Source organism: Pseudomonas sp. GM55 (assembly GCF_000282395.1).
Taxonomy (GTDB): Bacteria; Pseudomonadota; Gammaproteobacteria; order Pseudomonadales; family Pseudomonadaceae; genus Aquipseudomonas; species Aquipseudomonas fluorescens_CC.
The window spans coordinates 1-19797 of record NZ_AKJJ01000099.1 but is presented as its reverse complement, the minus strand read 5'-3'; the positions used below and the strand labels follow the sequence as shown (position 1 = coordinate 19797).

At 58.3% G+C, this 19797-nt stretch carries 12 protein-coding genes and 1 pseudogene; 5 read left to right on the top strand and 8 right to left on the bottom strand.

Annotated elements, in window-relative coordinates; genetic code table 11:
• Positions 1–24 precede the first annotated feature (24 nt).
• From PMI31_RS22920 to PMI31_RS22885, 8 genes are all read right to left on the bottom strand, one after another.
• Positions 25–1851: a hypothetical protein gene (locus tag PMI31_RS22920; RefSeq protein WP_008021191.1), complete on the bottom strand. Its 1827-nt coding sequence runs from the start codon at positions 1849–1851 to the stop codon at positions 25–27.
• Positions 1848–4304, bottom strand: a complete 2457-nt coding sequence (locus tag PMI31_RS22915; protein WP_008021189.1) for an AAA family ATPase — start codon at positions 4302–4304, stop codon at positions 1848–1850. The genes PMI31_RS22920 and PMI31_RS22915 overlap by 4 nt, the downstream gene beginning before the upstream one ends.
• Positions 4304–5878, bottom strand: a complete 1575-nt coding sequence (locus PMI31_RS22910) for a hypothetical protein (RefSeq protein WP_238539315.1) — start codon at positions 5876–5878, stop codon at positions 4304–4306. The genes PMI31_RS22915 and PMI31_RS22910 overlap by 1 nt, the downstream gene beginning before the upstream one ends.
• Positions 5781–9068 (bottom strand): DEAD/DEAH box helicase, encoded by a 3288-nt coding sequence (locus tag PMI31_RS22905; protein WP_008021185.1) that lies wholly within the window; start codon positions 9066–9068, stop codon positions 5781–5783. The genes PMI31_RS22910 and PMI31_RS22905 overlap by 98 nt, the downstream gene beginning before the upstream one ends.
• A gap of 126 nt (positions 9069–9194) precedes the next feature.
• A complete protein-coding gene (locus PMI31_RS22900) occupies positions 9195–10598 on the bottom strand; it encodes a protein kinase domain-containing protein (RefSeq protein WP_008021183.1) in 1404 nt (467 codons plus the stop codon).
• 5 nt (positions 10599–10603) lie between these two features.
• Positions 10604–11296 carry a PP2C family serine/threonine-protein phosphatase gene (locus PMI31_RS22895; protein ID WP_008021181.1) on the bottom strand — a complete coding sequence of 231 codons (693 nt, stop codon included), beginning with the start codon at positions 11294–11296 and terminating at the stop codon, positions 10604–10606.
• Positions 11296–11967: a vWA domain-containing protein gene (locus tag PMI31_RS22890; protein WP_008021179.1), complete on the bottom strand. Its 672-nt coding sequence runs from the start codon at positions 11965–11967 to the stop codon at positions 11296–11298. The genes PMI31_RS22895 and PMI31_RS22890 overlap by 1 nt, the downstream gene beginning before the upstream one ends.
• A 167-nt stretch (positions 11968–12134) precedes the next feature.
• Positions 12135–13619, bottom strand: coding sequence for a sigma 54-interacting transcriptional regulator (locus tag PMI31_RS22885; RefSeq protein WP_008021177.1), 1485 nt, complete (start codon positions 13617–13619; stop codon positions 12135–12137).
• 1148 nt (positions 13620–14767) lie between these two features.
• Between PMI31_RS22885 and PMI31_RS22880 the strand changes: the two genes are divergently transcribed.
• The 5 genes and pseudogenes from PMI31_RS22880 to PMI31_RS31945 all read left to right on the top strand — a co-directional run bounded on the left by PMI31_RS22880 (position 14768) and on the right by PMI31_RS31945 (position 19695).
• Positions 14768–16108 (top strand): MFS transporter, encoded by a 1341-nt coding sequence (locus PMI31_RS22880; RefSeq protein WP_008021175.1) that lies wholly within the window; start codon positions 14768–14770, stop codon positions 16106–16108.
• Positions 16109–16227: 119 nt separating this feature from the next.
• On the top strand, positions 16228–16446 hold the full coding sequence (locus PMI31_RS30860; RefSeq protein ID WP_157213300.1) for a hypothetical protein: 219 nt from the start codon (positions 16228–16230) through the stop codon (positions 16444–16446).
• Positions 16427–17692, top strand: a complete 1266-nt coding sequence (locus PMI31_RS22875) for an OprD family porin (RefSeq protein ID WP_008021173.1) — start codon at positions 16427–16429, stop codon at positions 17690–17692. Before PMI31_RS30860 ends, PMI31_RS22875 begins: the two co-directional genes overlap by 20 nt.
• Before the next feature lie 113 nt (positions 17693–17805).
• Positions 17806–18837 (top strand): annotated as a pseudogene (locus tag PMI31_RS31950) (HAMP domain-containing protein); the annotation flags it as partial.
• A gap of 93 nt (positions 18838–18930) precedes the next feature.
• The gene (locus PMI31_RS31945) at positions 18931–19695 is read left to right on the top strand and encodes a methyl-accepting chemotaxis protein (protein WP_443217034.1); all 765 of its coding nucleotides are present in this window, start codon (positions 18931–18933) and stop codon (positions 19693–19695) included.
• Positions 19696–19797 lie beyond the last annotated feature (102 nt).

The window sequence follows — 19797 nt, the reverse complement described above, 5'->3', positions numbered from 1 at the left end:
ATACGTATGAAGATCAAAATAGAGTCAAGGAAGCCGCGCTCCCTGGATGTTTAACGCCCTGCGCCCGACCTTGCGGAAATCGACTTCCCCACCCAGTTTCTGCTCGTACTCCCAGTGACGCGCCTGGTGACGCAGATAACGCTCGATTGTGCAGCGGCCACAGTTGGCCTTGAAGCCCGCCGGCTGCTGGAATACCAGGCTGACGGGCTCCTCACAGACGGGGCAGGCCTGCAAAGCGACAAGCTCCAGTTGGCGCAGCAATAGGGCCTCGGCCTGCGGGCTGGCGTTCGCCGCACTCAACGCCTGTTGCAACTGCGCCAGGCGTTTATCCGGCAGCACCTCGCGCACCACCATGCGAGCTGCACCCGGCTCCAGGCTGATGGCGCTCACCGGCTCACCCGCCCCGTGCATCACGGTGCTCGGCACCTTGGTAATCGGTTTGCCATACGCCTGCAGCACCGGTTGCCAGAGAATCGAATCAACCAGATGACCAAAGCGCTCTACGCCGTAAAGATCAAATGGAGAAAGTGCTATCCAACCCGCGTCGAGCGCGGCCTCATTGCTGACCTGGTCCAATGCGGGCCAGGCAATTACCCGTTGGGGATGGCCATGGGCATCGCCTGGCCTATCGGTAAAGCTGAACCAGGGCACCACCGTCAGTAACACCTTGGCGTCAGCCCCCCGAATGGAACTCGATAGCTCCCACTCCAGGCCCGAGGGGCGCAGGCTCAGGGTGCGCCCCGCCCACTGCGCCTCATCCTTGCCTTGCAGGTAAGGCTCCAGGGCATGGCGCAACATCAGGCCCGCATAGCGCGAATAAGCACTCGCTAATTGGCGATTTTGCTGATGGCGCTCCTGGGGTGTTTTTCCTGCACTACCCTGTACCTTGCGCAGGGCCTCCCACAAGACCGCCACATGACGATAATGCGCGTCGTGGCTGAGGATGTTGGTCAAGTGCAGACCACCGCTGACTTGCGCCGACCGAGGCACCAGCGGGTACAACCCGGTCTGCTTCAGCCCGGCCACCGCCTTGGATGCGGACGCCAATTGCCGCAGGGTTTCGTCCAGCAACTGCGAAGCCTTGCTGGTCATCTCCTCGTTACTGAAGGTTTTCCCCCAAAGCTCACAAATGGCATTGCTCAGGCGATGATCAAGACCATCGGCCCCATAGAATTCCAGCGCCTGGCTCAAGGTACCCTGGAGCTGCTCCAGCGTAGCGATGCGTCGCCTGAGATGCCGCTCGATACCGTCCAGCAGACGCGCATACACACGGTTTTCGTAGGTGTTGTAATCATCCTCGCTGAAGCGCGCCAACACCTTCCTTGGGATCACACCGCTCAAGGTCTGGCGCTGCCAGCACTCCGAGTGGGACGCCAGGTGCACCAACGCACCTTTTGCCATCCGCTTGGCTCGGGCTACGTCCGTGACCTCATCTTCGTAGTGAAGATCCAGGCGGGGGCGCAGTGATACCTGGTGCAAGTGCCCCTTGTTGATCACCTCCAGCAGCAGCACCTCGAACGGCAACAGATGGCTTTGCACATTGATCACCTCGGCCGGCATCAACGGCGACGTCAAGGTTGCCCCCCGCGAAATATTTGCATCAAGGGACTCAAGCGCACAGGCAAACAGCTCGGCCTTGGGGGACAAGGATGCCTTCGGCGGCACGAAGCCATGCACCTCATCGTCCAACTGGCAGCGGTCGCTGCCATCTGACACCAGGATGCCTTGCAGGAGCTGGGTGTGGCCGTTGAACGTCACGCCGGGCTTGCCGGTCCTGCAGAAGCGCCCGGGATCGACCAGCGCAGGCAGCGTGGCCAAGGACTCGCCCAGCAGTCGGTCAAACCAGCTCAACGATGCCCCTCCCGGCGCTTGATGTCTGCCACCAGCAGCGCCTGGGATTTGGAAGGGTCACCTTTGAGGTTTGCCTTGGTCCAGAAGCTTTCCAGCGCGCCCATCAACTCCGTGACATCGGTGGTGCCAACGTCATAACGGCCCGTCACCTTGCCCTTGCGCATCACACGGGTGGATAGCAGATGGTCGAGGGCTTGGCCTTCATTCGCCCCGGTCGCCAGCATGACCGGGATAAACCGCAGTGCCTGTTTCTCGAAGCGGTTGCCCCAGCCAATGTCAAAATGGCTGGCCAGTTGCTGGGTGAACGCGTCGGCCGTCAGTCTGTCGATCAGCTCCTTGACATGCCCTTCGTGGAGCACGCACACCTGGTTGAAGGCTTTCTGCAACGATTGGAATGAATACCGCTTCTTCTCGTAAGGCTGGATGACAAACCGCGCATCCTGCTTGGGCAGCGTCATCACGTGGGCACGGTCGTAGGTCTTGTCGGCCAACTCGCTGGTGGATTCATCATGGTTGGCGGTGCCGATAAACCAAATATTGTCCGGCAACAGGATTTCCCGGCCATTCTTGAGGTTGAGCGGCGCACCCGGCAGCTCGGTTTCCGAAAGGCTGATGAGGCGTTCCTTGGGATCGTTCTTCTCCAGCGCCGAAAGGAACTCGGAAAAATACTGCTCGGGCCTCGACAGGTTCATTTCGTCCAGCAGCACCACGTTGCAGGTGTCCTGCCAGCGTGGAGTCTGCGCCTTGTACAACGCCTGCAGGCAATCCTTCTCATAGAAGCGCCGCTCAAAGGCATTGTAGTGGCCCAGCAAGTCGTCCCGGTCACGCCAGCCCGCTTGTACCGCAATATCCGTGCAGAAGCCGCCCATGGCTTTTGCGAAAGCCTTGGCCAGGCTGGTCTTGCCCGTACCGCTGATACCCTGGAACACATGCAACTGACTCATGGCCAAGCCGCCCAGCAGTACCTGGATATCTTCGATCGGGTAGAACAGTTGAACCCTGGCTTCGGCCGTGGCAATACGGTGCTGCAGTTCAACCGCGATCTGCCCGAGGCTCGGCACGTCCTCCAACTCAGCGCCAGCACGGTAGTCCTTGTGGGAGTCCATCAAGGACATGGCCGGGAATGGCGTCTGGGTTTTCTGCGCGTTCGTCAGTTGTTCAACGGTGGTTGCCAGGTCACTGATCTTGGCGTCCAGAACCGTTTTATGAACCTCCAGCACTCGTCTTTGCCGCTCGCTCGACTCCAGGTCAGTAGCAGCGATACGCGTCATGCTGACTTCGCGCTTGGCCTGTTCGTACAAGGGCAGGATGTCGGAAATCTGCTTGTCCCGGTCCGCCACCTGCTGGCGTAAATCATCATTATCGTCCTGCAGTTCTGCCGCGTCGGATTGTTCAAGCCTGGTACGCAGTACCTGGTTGTCTTCACGCAGTGCACTCAATTCGTCGAGCAGGGCCGTTCCCGACTGGTCCCCCAGCTGAGCTTTCAACAACTGCAACTGGGACAGCTCCTCCGCGCGTTTGTCCGCCATTGCCCATGCCTTGCGCTCACGCAGTTCCACGCGTTCCAGCTCACGTGCATAGGCTTCACGCTCCTGCGCCATCTCGTGGGCAATCTGCTCCTGCTGAGTCCCCTTGGCTTCCTTGACCGCGGCCCACTCCCGCTCCAGGCGCCGTGTGCGCTCCTCCAACTGCTGCTCGCGCTGCACAAGCTCATCTTCACGCGTATCCAGCACATCGGCGCGGGCTGCCTCGGCTTCAGTGCAGCGGAATTTGACCTCAGCGAGCTGCCTGGCGAGCTGACGCAATTCCTGGGTCAGGGTCTGTTTTTCTTCCTGAAGCAACCCAAGCTCGCTGTCATGCTGCTCGCCCAATAAACGCTGGCGCTCTTGAAGGACCACCAGTGCCTGGCGGTTCTGCTCGACAAACCCTGCCTCGGCGTTGACCTCACGCAGCTTGACCTCACGCTCCCGCCTTACCAGTTCGCCATCGGTTTGCGCCTGCAGCTTTTGCACTCGCTCAAGCTCAGCCTCGCGAAGGGCCTGCGTCTCGTGCTGTACCTCAAGTCCCGCCTGGCGTTCATCCAACTGCTGTGCACGGGCTTCGCAGGCCAGGCCCGCCTGGCTGGCCTGCTCCCAGCGCTCCTCATACTCCTCGTGCAGCGTGTCTGCACGCTTGCCAAGCTCCTTGCACACCAGGGCGAAGCGCTCGATCCAGGCAGAAAATGCTTTGCTGTCATCATCGCCGACGTGGGTGATCAGCTTGCGCAGAAAGGCTTCATCCACCTGAATATCCAGGGCCACATGCCCACCGGGATACACCTTCGAAGCGTTCTCGAAAGAGGCGCTCCACGCCGTCACCAGCTTCTCCAGTTGCGCTCGATTGGCGGTCTTGGCAGGTATTTGTGCGCCGCCCATCGGGGCGTTGTAGGAGGCGTTGCGGTTATTTTTGGCCATTACATCCATTCCTTGAAACGATCGGTAAAGCCCAGGGCGTATTGAATGTGTTGCTGGGCCATCGGCAGTGTCACGGGGGTTACTTTCTTGCCGGTAAATTTGCTGTGGGCATGGCTGCCCTGGTTACGCAGGGTGGCAAGCTCCAGGAGCTGTTCCAGTTGCAACTGTTCCTCGGTCAGCGTCTTGAGGGGATGATGACCATGGCTGCACACACCCCACCCGGCGGCAAAAAGCAGCGCCTTGAGCGAGCTGCTGGGACTGCTGCACGCCATGATCACCTGATCCAGTTTTTGCCGGGACAACTGCCCGACTACCTCGGCGTTGAATGCGGGTATCTGGAACGACATCAATATTTTTCGGTTCAAGTGATAGGCGGAGCGCTGCTCTCCTCTGGGCATCAAGGCAGGCTCAACCGGGAACGTGCTGATCAGCCATTGCATCAGCACCTCCAGCAGCTTCTGGCACTCGGTCAGCGCCGCTTCAAGCTCATTTTCGGCCGTATCGCCCTGCGCCAGCTTCTCCTGCCGCGACAACAGCGCAGACAGGTAGCGCTTGATATCGGGCTGACGTTCAGCCCAGGGAAATTCGACCAATACCCGAAGATCAGTCTGCTTTTGCAGATCGGAAAGCCACTCCTCAACCGTCTGGTCTTTGCCACGGGGCGCGTCGATTAACCCGGACAAATGCTTGAGCAGTGCCTTGTTTTCCTTCACAACCGGCAACAAGCGACTATTCATCCACCAGGCCTGATCGCGCAGATCAAAAGGGTCCCTGACTGACCACGGTTGCCCGCCGTCCAGGTCAGCCGTAATCCACACGAGCACATGGGCGAGCCGGGGCTGGGCGTCCTGGCGCTCCAGCCCTTGCAATTTGATCTGCTCAGGCAGGTCGGCCTTACCGTAAAGCTGCAGCGTTGCCCGGTAGTCGCCACGGTAGTTCCGATAGGCTTTCATCAACGATGCAGCGTTGCAGGCCGGCAGTACCCTCTGACTTGGTTCGAGCAAAAAAGGCGTGGTCGACCTGCCGGTTTTTCTGTTCAGGACGAAGGTCGGGAACCGCCCGCGCGCTTCGCTGGGGACGATGTCACAGAGTTGTGCCTCAAAGCGCGGCCATAGTTCACCGCTAAGCGCATCCTGGAAGATGTACCCTGACTTGAGATTGGCATTGGCGTCCTCCTCTTCCTGCAGAACACGCAAGCCCTGGCTTGTGACGGTGTCCGCATTGGCGACAAGCCAGCCATTGCTGATGCTTTGGGCGAGGATCAGCCTGATCAGGTCTTCATGCAGGTTAGTCAGCTCGGCGATCACTTCCACCCGCACGACTTTTGCCCTTATCAGGCCCAGTACCGCACGCTGAAACACGTTCAACCGCGCGCGAGTGACCTCGGGGTACAGCACCCGATGCACCCACACTGGCCACAACACGGCGCTGGCCTTGCCATGGGGCTTTTCTCCGAATTTGAAGTAGGTACCCGACTCACCGAAGGCTGCCATATGCACCTCCACATAATTGGTGGAGCGCCGCCAGGGAAGGCACCGCCTCCTGTGCATCGGCATGGGTAGCCAGCGCCGCATCACCGACGCAGATCAGCATTTGACGCTGACGACTCATGGCCACGTTCATACGGTTGGGCAACCGCAAGAAGCCATATCGCTCATTGAGCAACGTCTCCCGGGTCTTGCCTTGGCTATCTTCCGCGCGCCCGGCCGGCCCTCGGTTGTCAGATGGACCGGTTCGTACACAGGACAACAAAACCACATCGAACTCCTTGCCCTGGAAGGCATCCACCGAACCGACGCGCAGTCGCTCTTCGTGTACCACCGAACCATCGCGCCTGACTTTCCTCGCCCACTTGAACCGCTCGTGGGGCTCGATACCCCCGCTCTTGCGCTCCATCAAGGGCACGCCATCAATCTCCACCTGGGTCAGCTTTTCCATGATCAGGTCACGTTGTGCTGCGTAGAAGGTGATCACACCCACCGACAGCGCCTCACCGCCAGCCACCATCAAGCGCTTGACCTCCTCGACAACACGCTCGGCTTCCGCCTCACGGAAAGGGCTGGTACCGCCGCCTCTTTTCGCCAGGCCGGCACTGGCCGGAACATCGATCCACTGGCAGACCTTGTTTTCGTAATGCTGGCCTTCATTCTGCAATGCCTGGATAAAGCCCGACTCAAACTCGAACTCATCAGGCGTTCGCGTGGTATTGACCTTCTCGAATCCTTCCGCTTCGTAGAACTGCGCACTGACAAAATCCCCCAGCACCGGGTGCATGCGAAACTGTGTGTCGAGCATCACGACGCGGCGAATGCCATCCTTTTTTTCCAGGTCCAGCAGCATCAGCCGCATCCGTTCGAACAGGCTGGAACGGAAGGCTTCCAGTTGCAGCGCCGTAAGTGCATGTTCCTCCTGCAACTGGCTCTCAACCTCGGGTTCCAGCATGTGCGGCAACTGCCGGTCATCGCCGACGAGCACGATGCGACGCTTGGCCATGGCCATGGGCACGAACAGGTCCAACGGATTAGCGCGCGCGGCTTCATCGACGATGACGGTGTCGAACTCGATGTCCATGCTGTCCATGTCTGCCACTGCCTTGAGGCTGGCCATCTGGCGACCGGCCGCCTGCTGACAGGTTGCTCCTACCACCATGGAGTACTCCTGCGCCGCGGCCATCGCGGCGGCACGGTCCATTTCCAAGCTGCCCGCCAGTTGCTCCAGCACCCAGGCCACCCCGAGCTTGCGCTGAGTGACCTTGTCATGCAGATGCCGTTCAAGCTGGTCAATCAACCTGATGCCCTGTGTATCGAGTTGATACTTGAGTTGCGCTGGCCGGTAATCAGGCAGAAAGCGATCCAGCAAGGTATTCCTGCCCTCGGCCAGGCGCTGCAACAAATCATCCGATGCCTGCCTGCAATCAGAGGCTTCCTCCAGAAGCCCGCGCACCGCATCACTCAGCGTTACATCGTGGCGCTTCAACCAACTGAGCAAGTCCCATGCACGATCGGAACCGTCATCGCCGAAGGCGCCTGGCTCCACACGCAGGGCGCGAATACGACGCACAGTACCCGTGTCGATAGCGTCAGCCCCGCGCCCTGCCGTGAGCGGGTTGAACTCCGCGATGTAGTCCTGCAACGCCTGCTCCAGGCTCGCGGGCAGGAACAGGCCGTGTTGTTCCAGTGACCGAGCAGTCACCAACATGTCCCTGAAAGCCTCAGCCCGCTCAGAAGGCGAAAAACTCGAGATTCGGGTCATCACCAACGCCTGCGACAAGCGCCGGATGGGCTCCAGCTCAGGATGCCGCTCATACTCCTCGGCAATTTTTCCCTGGACATGGTCTACCTGGCGTTCAAGCCAGGGATCGATGCGGTTGTCCTCTTCATCATTTCGACGCTTGCCGCCGATCCTCGTGGCCGGCAGCTTGAACACGTCGCTGCGCTCCAGGGCGTTGTCCACTGCGTCATGCTGGAAGCTGCTGATGAGCACTTGTCCGGCAATATTCTGCTCACGGGCCTCTTCCGCCAACCTGCGCTGCAATGCCGCAATAACCTGGGTCTTACCGGTACCGGGAGGGCCGATGATGATCGCCAGGTCCGGCGTATTGAGTGCCTTGTCCAGCGCCTCAATCTGTTTGTCGGTGGGCTTTCCACCCTTGAACGTCTCCTTGGCGTAGGGCGTCAGGCTTTTGAGCGTCCGGCGCCGCTCTGCTGGCATTGCCAAGCCTTCGAGCAACCACTTGAGTGACGGCAGGCGCCTGCCGGAATCAATGGACTGCTTGGCGGCCAGGCGCCGTTTTCCGACGGTGCGGTTACCCGCGACAGACAGGTAAAGCCAGCCCTCGGGATGCCTTGGCTTTACGTCGTTATGATCAGAAACCGGGGTGAATACCAGGCTGTCAGACTCAAAGCGAACCCGTCCACGGGGCGTCGCGGAGAATGATGCGATCGGCTCTTCATTGCTCAACTCTTCCGACCAGTCCGGCGGCGTTTCGCCCAGGTCGAACTGCGCATCACGGGCCAACTCCAGGCCCTTGTAGCGCTCGCAGAACAACCGGTAGGCCTCTTGGCATTTGGGCCACAACCGCCAGGCATTTTCCCGGCCATTCTGGAACCCTTCACTGCGGATGAACCGCAACGCTTTCAGGGTCTGGGCCTCTTGCAACGCGCGCTGCCACTCCTTGTCGTTGTACAGGTTCCACAACTCAAGGTAGCCGGCACTATCGCGCAGCATGGCGCTGAGTGCAGCTTGCTGGGAGGGGTTGTTCAACATGGCGGCTACCGACGAGTCACAGAAGGCAAAATTACCCACCAGCAACGAAAACGAATCACTGCGCCGCACATGACGAGCAATACGCTTTACCAGCAGCGCTCCTTCGGCGGTTCGCTCGATATCCGCGCGCCAACCATTGCCCAACAGCTGAAAATGTCCCTGAGCAGCGGTGTTGTTGAATCGCGAAAGGGCCAGCCAGTCACCTTCGGGTGGACCCTGGACGACAAACTGCTCCTCCATCCACTGACAGGCCTGTTCAACACTGTTCTGACTGATTTCCTGATGGGTATACAGGCTGTCGGCAATCAGTGCGTCGACCCTGAACTCAAGGTTCATGGGTGAAACTTCTGCGGGTGCGCAGTACTGCACCTGCAATTGCGCTTTTTTGCGCGCCGTCAGCATCCAGCGCACCTGGTCACGCAACACCAACGGACCGAACAAGGTGCTTTGCGACGGATTGCATGTCACCACGACACGCTCGTCGCCCTGCACCACCATCCAATCATCCTGGTAGCGCTGGACGAGGACCGCCTCATTGATACTGAAAGCCGACGTTTCTTCAGCTGTTACAAGGCTCAGAACATCCGCTGAAAACAAAGGAAATTCTTGAAGGTTCATCGGTCATCACCACTGGAATTGCCAGATAACATGGGATTTCTCGGGCGAACCGATATGCAGCTGATACGGCGTGTCATGTTTGCCGCGCAGTGCTTCCTTGAGTCCCTGGAATTTCTCCAGCAGCTTGGGATCGCCGTCCCGTTGCAGGTACAACGCGCTGTCTGGCAGCGGCTGAATGCCCAACCCCTTGTCGGTGTATTCGATGCGCACATGGTCCGTGGGCCAACGGTCGTAGCTGAACGAGGGCATCAGCCGCTTGAGCTCCTGGGTTGTACCCTGTTGCAAGTACACGCGGCGGCCGGTTGCGATGCGGTTGTCTGGCAGTTCGGGAAATTCTGCGTCCTTTTCTTCCTGCGGCAGGAAGATGAACTCCTCGAACAACACGACGTTGGCGTCGACCGGGGCATCGCAGAAAAAACAGTTCATGTCCGCAAGGTCTGCACCCGCGCCGGGCATCAACGAGGTTGCGGTACATTCGGCGCAATCAATGATGCGTTCGTCGATCTCGGTCAGGGCTTCCAACCATTCGGCAATGCCCGGACGGGCGGTTGCATCGTGCTTGCCCTGCTCGAAGCAACGACTGAAAAGCGCGGGCAAACGGCTGTGTTCGGCCAGTTGCATCGGCAGGTTGGCAAAGCAGGCATTCTCGGGATTATCCAAATCATTGATCCAGGGATGTTCCCCCCGCAGCGCCGCGTCTTCTTCCTCCGGCTCACCCTGCTCGACCAGCTCACCCTTGAACGGATGGTTGTGGGTCAACAACCGATAGGCGATGACGGCAAAGCTCCAGCAGTCAGTCAGGCTCGACAGCAAGGCCTCGCCACGCACGACTTCTGGCGCGCCATAATCGGGGGTGTGCAGGGTCAGGCCGCTGTGTGCTTGCAGACTGATGTTGTCGCAGTCGATCAGCCAGGTTTCGGCAAACCCCGGATCATCCGACACAAAAATGTTGGCCGGGGACAAGTCACCGTACAGCAGCCCGCGCCCATGCAACTGGTTCAGGGTTCTCGCCAATTGGCAAAGAATGCGGATACGCCGACGCAAACCGCCTTGTGCCAAGTAATCACTGGCGGCATCGTGCTCAGCGGCAACAAAACTGTCCAATAGGCTTTGCAGTGGAACCAGCCCGTCCATCAACTCCATGACGTAGCCGAAGCGCGGCGGCTCAAGCAGCGCCAGCGGTCGCGCCAACTTCAGGCCGCTGAGATCCTGGCGGATCAGCCAGGCAATATGTTGATGCCAGCGCTGCTTGGCATCGAGGTCTTTGTGGATAAAGCCCTTGACCAAGACATTGGGCAAGTGTGTGCGATACACGACACCCTGCCCGCCACGGCTCATCTCGCTCAACAACTCGTAGCGAGTGCCTTTTTCATCCAGGACTTGCCTGGTACTGCGCTGCGTAGCGGTCATTGTTTTTAATCCGTTCGAAAAATACCGGCGATACTCTTGTCATCACCATGAAGTGGCGTAGACCAGGCGTACATTTCTCGCTCCAGCCAGGTGCGCATGCGGCGCTTGTTGCTGCGGGCAAGGCGGCGGTAAATCACATCGAAAAAGGGCTCCAACTGCTCAGGGATCAGGTCGTCGCTGATGCCGTCAGTCATCAGCAGTACCCCATCTCCGGGAAGTACCAGCTCGAAGTCACAGGTTTCCCAAATCCCCTCGCCCGCCAGGGCCAGGGTGTTGGTCTGGTTGCCGAACCCCTGGCGCGTCGCACTGACCACCCGAAAAGCACCTCGGCTCTTGAGCAGCACCAGCCCATCCCCTACCTGCCCGGCCTGCCCCCGGCCACGCGCATCGACTCGCGCCCACAAGCAGGTGGTTTCGTAATCGCGATAGCGAGTGCCGAAGTACTCAAGCCAGGACAGGCGTATTGCCTGGCCCAGTTTTTCTGCGGACGCGGCGAAGGCCTGCCTGACCTGCTGCTTGACCAGTCGCACGGCTATGCTGGAGCCAATGTGGCTCAGACGCCGACTGCCTAGGCCATCGCAGACGGCGATACACCATCCCTGGCGCACACCATAGACGCCGATGGAGTCCTGATTGGCTAACCCTTCCTGCTGGTGCCCCGGCCCGATGACCTTCGCACCCGATGCCGCCAGGCGCATCAGAACTCCCAGTCTTGATCGTCGGCAGGAGGCAACTCCAACGGGAGTGGCTGATTGGGGGTAGCCGATTGACTACGCGCGCTGACACTCATGGTCACGGCGCGGAAGAAGCGATGGATATCGCGCGCCTCGGATGATTGAAAGAGCGGCGCTTCCGGGTCATTGGCGAAGTCGGCCAGCATGCTCACGTCGGCATCAGCACCGATGCCCATGGCAAAGCGCGTGGCCTTGGAGGAGCGCTCTCCATTTTGCAATTGCGCAAAAGGTACCTGCCACTCGTCATTGGGGTAACCGTCGGAGACCAGCACAATCACCGGTTTGTAGGCGCGGGACGGTACTGTGTCTTTGTCTTCGATCAGTTGGCTGGCAAGACGCAACGCGCCTCCCAGCGGCGTGCTGCCTTCAGCCGTGAGTTGGCTGAAACTCTGGATTTGATGTGCCGGGGTCAAGGGCAGATTCAACTCCGCGCTGCGGCCACCAAAGGTGATCACGCTGACTTGGATTTCGGCCCTCAGGCGGCTTTCACCGGCAAAGGTGGCGATCATGTCCTGAAGCGCCTTGTTCAACGCCTCAATCTTGCCGCCCTCCAACATGCTGCCGCTGGTATCCGCCAGCACAATCACAGGCAGCGGGCGGGCAGTTTGGATCTGGAATTTTTTGAGTTCTGACATTTCAACGGATTCCTTGGTAAACAGTTAGGTACGTCCTGGTTATAGCGAGTTTCATGCCAAATTAATTTATTGTTTAAAAACAATAAGTTATGATAAAAATCCAATAATAGAAGCCGACAAAAAAGTAATATTCATTACTCTCAAGTAACGTTTCTTACCGCTGGGTGTTATTCGACACCGTGCTTCTCTATCCACTTAGTCAGGGTTTGCTGGCTGTTCAAACCCAAAAGCGTGGCGGCTCGGGTTTTGTTCTGGCCAGTTGCCGCCAGTGCGCCACGCACGTAATGGGTCACGACTTTGGAAATGATGTTGTTTATGTCAACGCCTTGGGAGACATCGATCGACATCAGATCTGCCTCCTGAACTGGCAGTTTGAACAACGCCTGATCAATGTCGCCCTTGGTAATCAACGAGCCCTGGCACCAGAGCGCAGCGCGCAGCAATGTGGCGTGCAACTCCCTGACATTGCCGCGCCACGGGTGTCGTCGGATGAGCTCCTTGGCCTCGAGAGAAACTTTCTTATCCTTGAGGCTGGGATCCTGGCTGCCGATACCGGCCAGCAGCGCATCGGTAAGCAGCAGCAGATCACCGTCCCGCTCTCGCAGCGCCGGCAGATGCAGGACACCTACGGCGACGCGATAAAAGAGGTCCTCACGAAAACTGCCCTGTGCTACGTCTGCCATCAGGTTGCGGTGAGTGGCTGTAATCAGGCGCACATCCACCTGCACTTCACGGCTGGCGCCTACTGGTGTGAATGTGCCCTCTTGCAGTACGCGCAACAGACGCACCTGCACAGCCAATGTCAGCTCACCGAACTCATCAAGAAACAGTGTCCCGCCATGCGCCTGCTCAAACACCCCAAGCCGCTCTGCGATCGCTCCGGTAAACGCACCCTTTTTATGGCCGAAGAGCACCGAATCAACCAGCTCAGGGGGAATGGCACCACAGTTGACGGTGATGAACGGCTGCGCGGCGCGCGGCCCCGCGTTATGAATGGCCCTGGCGAACAACTCCTTGCCGGTACCGGTTTCACCGTAGATAAGGACCGGCACGCTTTTTTCAGCCAGCACGTGGGCTTGTGCCTTGAGGGCCAGCATGCGACCACTTTGCGCAATGATGCTGTCAAACGCCGCATCAACAGGCACTCGCTGCCCGGACAGTTTCGTCAACTGAGTGCTGCTGATAGCGTTGGCTGCCGGAACATACTCGGCAGCGATTTCGAAGGGGATATCAACCTGCTGGACACCTTGCTCCAACGAGGATTGATAGAAAATCGCCGGATAACGGGTCTTGCCCAGGAGAATCCATACAGCCTGCATGGCAGGTGTTCCTGCAGTCAGCAAGATGGAAAGCTGTACTCCCCCTTCCACCAACTGCTGCAAATGCCGATGGGCTGCGTGATAGATCTCACCAAAATGTACGGGGGAGGACAACGGCTCGGCATGCGCCGTGATCGGGATATCAACTTGCTCGCTAAGCCAGCCAAGATAAGGCCCGACACGCTCGGCAGGATATGCGCACAGAAGTTCGACAGCATCAAAGACGCCAGCAGTGAGCGTCGAAAGAATGGGACCCAATCCTCCATCGGTCACCGCTTTCAGATCGTTGGCGCCTACCCAACTGATCAATACTTTGCGTTTTCCCGCAACCATCCCTGAGCTCCAATAAATCCTGTTGCCAATGAGAGTCCCATCACTATCAAGGACTATCACTGTCGAATATCAAATGAAGTGACTTTATACTTAAAAAGTGGCCATTTGACATCTATCCGTTCGTAGGGGCCCTGGCTATTCCAGTTACGGCCATCCAGCATCAGGCCGAGCGGCAGGCTGCACGCACGCCCCGATTGCGCTGGAGGTGGCTCCAATTACCGTTTATGCAAGGCCTCCAAACAAGTTGGAAAATCTTCCAGGGGTATGACTCACCCACATAGGTAACAAAACAGTTCAAGCACATAGGTAACAGTTCACGAAGCATCAGCCTAGGTCAGTGAAATTTCGGCAACCAGGTCAACTTCGCATCAGCAGCAACAGGCAGCGGAGTGAATGCCGTCTGTGTACAACCCTGGCGGGGTCAAAACCAACATCGAAAAGGCCGGACGGCGGGTAAAGCTGGCGGGATGGGAGGAAGAACAGGTGTCGGTCAGCGCGCAATAGATGCTGCTCACCTCGCCGCAACATTGTGCTGCCGACATTCTAAAAGGTATTCGCCTCGGCGACCGCCGCATACCCACAGGCAACAAATCAATCACGATGTTCTGGCTGGCAAGGCTATTGCCAAACGCCTATCCCAGGGTATTGAGCTGGCTCAAATGATTAGCTCCGGGCTGACCTGCGGTTGACTTTTCAGAGCCCTCCCCCGAGCAAATACTTTGACAATCTACACGGCATCTGCAACGATCATTTCGTCAGTGTACTGATCTAATTTGGCACATTGGCACGTGATTGATGGCAAAGGCTGCATGTACGACACGCTTCGTCTCCAGGGTCGATTGAAGGATCAGTTTGATCAATGCATATAATCAGTATACTGACTAAAATCATTGATCATCGAGCATGGAACGACAAAGCCGTGAGTTCTGAACCTTCCGAGAGAGCCTTACGATGAGAACGACACAAAACCGCAAGATAACCGTCGCAGAACAGGCAGGCGCCCTGCTCTTGCTGACTACGAACCCGATGCTTGCCTTATCGGCATGAACCTTCCGGCCCGTGGAGGTGTTCCTGGCTGAGACACTCGGCCAGTCGCTCCACGCCGCAAAGGGTCAGGTTTCTAAAAACAACAACAAGAGTCAGATGCCATGCGAAAGATCGATATCAATCAATTGATAGACGAGGCACGTTTCAACCCCTTCCACTGGCGTGTGCTGTTCTGGTCCACGCTGATCCTTATTTTTGACGGCTACGACCTGGTGATCTACGGCGTGGTGTTGCCATCGCTGATGCAGGAATGGGGTTTGACTGCCGTACAGGCAGGCACGCTGGGTAGTGCCGCGCTGTTCGGCATGATGTTTGGTGCGCTGATCCTCGGCCCGCTCGCGGACAGGACCGGTCGTAAACCCGTCATTGTCGGCGGAATCGCGCTGTTCAGTGTATTCACCGTACTGAGTGGATTTTCCACGGACCCTACCCAGTTTGGCATCTGTCGTTTTATCGCCGGATTCGGCATTGGCGGCGTAATGCCCAATGCGGTAGCACTGATGAGCGAATACGCGCCGAAGAAACTGCGCAGCACGCTGGTGGCTATCATGTTCAGCGGTTACTCGGTGGGCGGGATGCTCGCTGCAGGACTGGGCGTCGTGCTCTTGCCAGGTTTCGGTTGGCAGTCACTGTTCTACGTCGCAGCGATTCCACTGCTGCTACTACCGATGATCTATCGGTTATTGCCCGAGTCCGTGGGATTCATGGTGCGTCAAGGTCGCACGATCGAGGCGAGTCATGTCATGCAACGGATTGAACCAAGCTTTGTCCCGCAGGCAAAAGACGACTTCAGCATGCCAACGCAAAAAGCCGCCGGAGCGCCATTGATGCAACTGTTCCGCGAGGGCCGCGGAATCAGCACGCTGCTGCTCTGGACCTCGTGTTTCTGCTGTCTGTTGATGATTTACGCGCTGGGCTCGTGGTTGCCGAAACTGATGCTCAATGCCGGTTATGGGCTGGGGTCAAGCATGATGTTTCTGATGGTGCTGAATCTTGGTGCGATCGTTGGCGCCATCGGTGGTGGTTGGCTTGGCGACCGCTTCAAACTGCGCAATGTGGTCGTGGTGTTCTTTGTCATCGCCGCAGTATCCATCAGTTTGCTCGGTTTCAAACCGCCTACCGCAGTCCTGTACGGGCTGGTGGCGATAGCCGGTGCGAGCACCATTGGTACGCAAATTCTGGCGTGGGCCTTGGTTGCCCAGTTCTATCCGATGACCATACGTTCGACCGGCCTCGGCTGGGCGTCGGGCATCGGTCGCACAGGTGCGATGGTGGGTCCGATTCTGGGGGGCGTGCTGGTCGGCATTCAACTGCCACTGCACTATAACTTTATGGTCTTCGCCATCCCGGGAGCCGTCGCCGCCCTGGCGATGTGTTTCGTTTACCTGCGCCAGCCCCACGCTCAGGCGCAGATGTCCGCCCGCGCTGTGCCACAGGACTGAGCCCCGGACTCGAGTTCCTGTAAAAACTGCCGCCAGGCTGTGGTCGATCGCATTTATGGATCGCTCACAGCCTGGTGACAACTCGTCGCGAAGACAACCTCCAGCCCTTGAGCTTGCCGATGAAAAGCTTGCTCAAGCGCGCCTCGCTACAAGTCGCGGCAGTCGGCTTCTCCTCCCCAATCATTGGCCGCAAAGACCCTGCCGATCACTCTCGAGGTGGTAAAGGCCAGCGGTCTACGGCACGTCATGTTGAAGCGCATGCAACCGTTGTTCGAAAAACACCTGAATGCCAAGAAAAATATCTAATAAGAAGAATCCATGAAAAACCACATCAATAAAAACACGCCTCTGCTCTTAAGCATCGCCATTCTCCAGACGCCACTCTCGGCCCTGGCTGCCGGGGGTTTCATCGAGGGCTCCAGCGCGACCCTGCAGGCCCGTAACTACTACTTCAGCCGAGATTTCTCCGACATCGTTGGCCCCAACCAACAGTCCAAAGCCCAGGAGTGGGGCCAAGGCTTTATCCTCAACGTCAAATCCGGTTATACCCCAGGTGTCGTGGGTTTCGGCGTGGACGCCATTGGCCTGCTGGGCCTCAAGCTGGACAGTAGCCCGGATCGCGTCAAGACCGGATTACTGCCAGTGCATGGCGACGGCAAGGCCGCCGACGAATACAGCCGCCTGGGCCTGGCATTGAAGGCCAGGTTGTCGAACAGCGAATTGAAAGTCGGTGAACTGCAACCCAACCTTCCCGTGCTTACCTTCAGCGATACCCGCCTGCTCCCGCCCTCCTATCAAGGCGCCAGCCTGGTCTCCAATGAGATCAACGGACTGACGCTGCAGGGCGGTCAACTGCATTCCACCAGTTTGCGCGACGAGGCAGGCGACGAAAAAATGCAGGCCATGGTCGGTTCCGTAGTGAAACGCCAAGCCAGCGCCGACCACTTCAACTACGCAGGTGCCGATTATGCATTCAATGATAAGCGCAGCAGTGTTGGCGCCTGGTACGCCCAATTGGAAGACCTCTACAACCAGCGTTTCTTTAGCCTCAAGCACAGCCAGCCTTTGGGTAACTGGACGCTGGGCGCCACCGTCGGTTACTACGACTCCAGCGCCGATGGCAAGAAACTGATAGGCGAAGTGGACAACCAGGCACTCCACTCTCTTCTATCGGCCAAGTACGGTGGGCACACAGTCTCGCTGGGTTATCAGGCAATGTTCGGTGATCAAGGCTTCGCCCGGGTATTCGCCAACGTCAGCCCTCTGAGCAACGAGGTGATGACCTACGCGTTCGACTCCGCCGACGAGCGCTCCATGCAGGCGCGCTACGATTACAACTTCGCCGTGCTGGGTATTCCGGGCCTGACCACCATGGTGCGTTACGTCAAAGGTGACAACGTAAAGACTGTTGGCGACTTTGAAGGCCAAGAGTGGGAGCGCGATCTGGACTTTGGCTATGTCATCCAGAGTGGCCCGCTGAAAAACGTCGGTATCCTGGCTCGCAATGCCACCGCGCGCTCCAACTACCGCTCCGATGTCAACGAGAATCGCCTGATCCTCAATTACACCCTGAGCCTGTTCTAAGAAACGCTGACGCGCCTCGTCACAGATGAGGCGCGTTGCTGAAAGCTGCCCCGTGCTTTTCGCAGAGTCCAAAAGCGCCCTGGGCAACAAGACCTTAGCGGACCCCACAAGCCATGAACAAAAATCTGAGCTTCAGCCATAAAATCCTGCTTGCCGCCGCCCTCATCGTCATCGCCGCCCTTGCCTCGTTCACGCTGTATAACGACTACTTTCAGCGTAATGCGATCCGCCGGGACCTGGAAAATTACCTGCATGAGACTGGCAACATTGCGGCCAACAACATTCAGATCTGGTTGAGCGGACGTATTCTGCTGATCGAGAACCTCGCACAGAACATCGTCCTCAACTCCGAACAGCCTGAAGTTGCCAAATTACTTGAGCAAAAGGCGATGAGTTCAACCTTCTTGTCTTCCTTCCTGGGCGATGCCCGCGGCAGTTTCATTATCCGCCCTGACGCGAAAATGCCTGACGACTTCGACCCGCGCGCTCGCCCCTGGTACAAGAGCGCTGAAAACAATGCCAGCAGTATCCTGACTGAACCCTATGTCGAAGCAGCGACACACCAGACGGTTATCACTATTGCCAGCGTGTCGAAAAACGCCGGGCAAAGCGTTGGCGTGGTCGGCGGTGCCCTGAGCCTGCAAACCTTGATCGACAACCTCAAAGCGCTGAACTTCGGCGGCATGGGCTATGCATTCCTGGTCAGCGCCGACGGCAAGATCCTGGTGCACCCGGACAAATCGCTGGTGATGAAGTCCCTGGGCGAGGCGTATCCACAAAACACCCCGCGGATCAGCGGCGACTTCAGTGAAGTCGAAGTCGACGGCAAGACGCGCATCATGACCTTCGCCCACATCCAAGGGCTGCCGTCGGTCAACTGGTACATCGGACTGTCCGTGGACAAGGACCAGGCGTTCTCGATGCTCAACGACTTCCGCGCCTCGGCGATCATTGCCACCATCATTGCGGTAGTGATCATCATCGCTTTGCTCGGCATGCTGATCCGCTTGCTGATCCAGCCATTGCACGCGATGACCCGCGCGATGCAGGACATCGCCGATGGCGACGGTGACCTGACCCGTCGCCTGAGCATCCAGAGCCAGGACGAGTTCGGCATTCTCGGCAATGCCTTCAACCGTTTCGTGGAGCGTATTCACGGCTCGATCCGTGAAGTGTCATCGGCCACCGAGCATGTCAATGAAGTCGCACAACGCGTTGTCAGTGCATCGAACGCGTCGATGTTCAACAGCGACGAGCAGTCCAGCCGGACCAGCAGCGTTGCGGCCGCGATCAATCAGCTGGGCGCGGCCACCCAGGAAATTGCCCGCAACGCAGCGCACGCCTCGCACCAGGCCAGCGCTGCCCGCCATCTCGCCGAGGACGGTCAGCAAGTGGTGGATCGCAGTATCGCGTCGATGAACCAACTCTCGAGCCTGCTCAGCGCCTCCAGTACCCACATCGAATCGCTCAACAGCAAGACCGTGAACATCGGACAGATTCTCGAAGTGATCACCAGCATCTCCCAGCAGACCAACCTGCTGGCCCTTAATGCGGCCATCGAAGCGGCCCGCGCTGGCGAGGCCGGCAGAGGTTTCGCGGTGGTTGCCGATGAAGTGCGCAACCTGGCGCACCGGACCCAGGAGTCGGCGCAACAAGTGCAGACCATGATAGAAGAGCTGCAAGTGGGCGCCAGCGAATCGGTCAGCACCATGGGTGAAAGCCAGCGTCACAGCCAGGAAAGCGTGGAGATTGCCAACCTTGCCGGCAAGCGCCTGAACAGTGTGACCCTACGCATCGGCGAAATCGACGGCATGAACCAGTCGGTGGCCACCGCCACCGAGGAGCAAACCGCCGTGGTCGATTCGATCAACATGGACATCAGCGAAATCAACACACTGAATCGCGAAGGCGTGGAAAACCTTCAATCGACCTTGCGGGCCTGCTCAGACCTTGAGCAGCAGGCCACGCGCCTGAAACAATTGGTTGGCAGTTTCCGGATCTAAGCCTCATGCGCTAGAAGAACCGGCGCGCAACAACCGCTACGGCGCAAACAAGTCCCTGTAGCCGCTACGCTTCCATTTTTGCCTGCAGGCCGCCCACCGCTG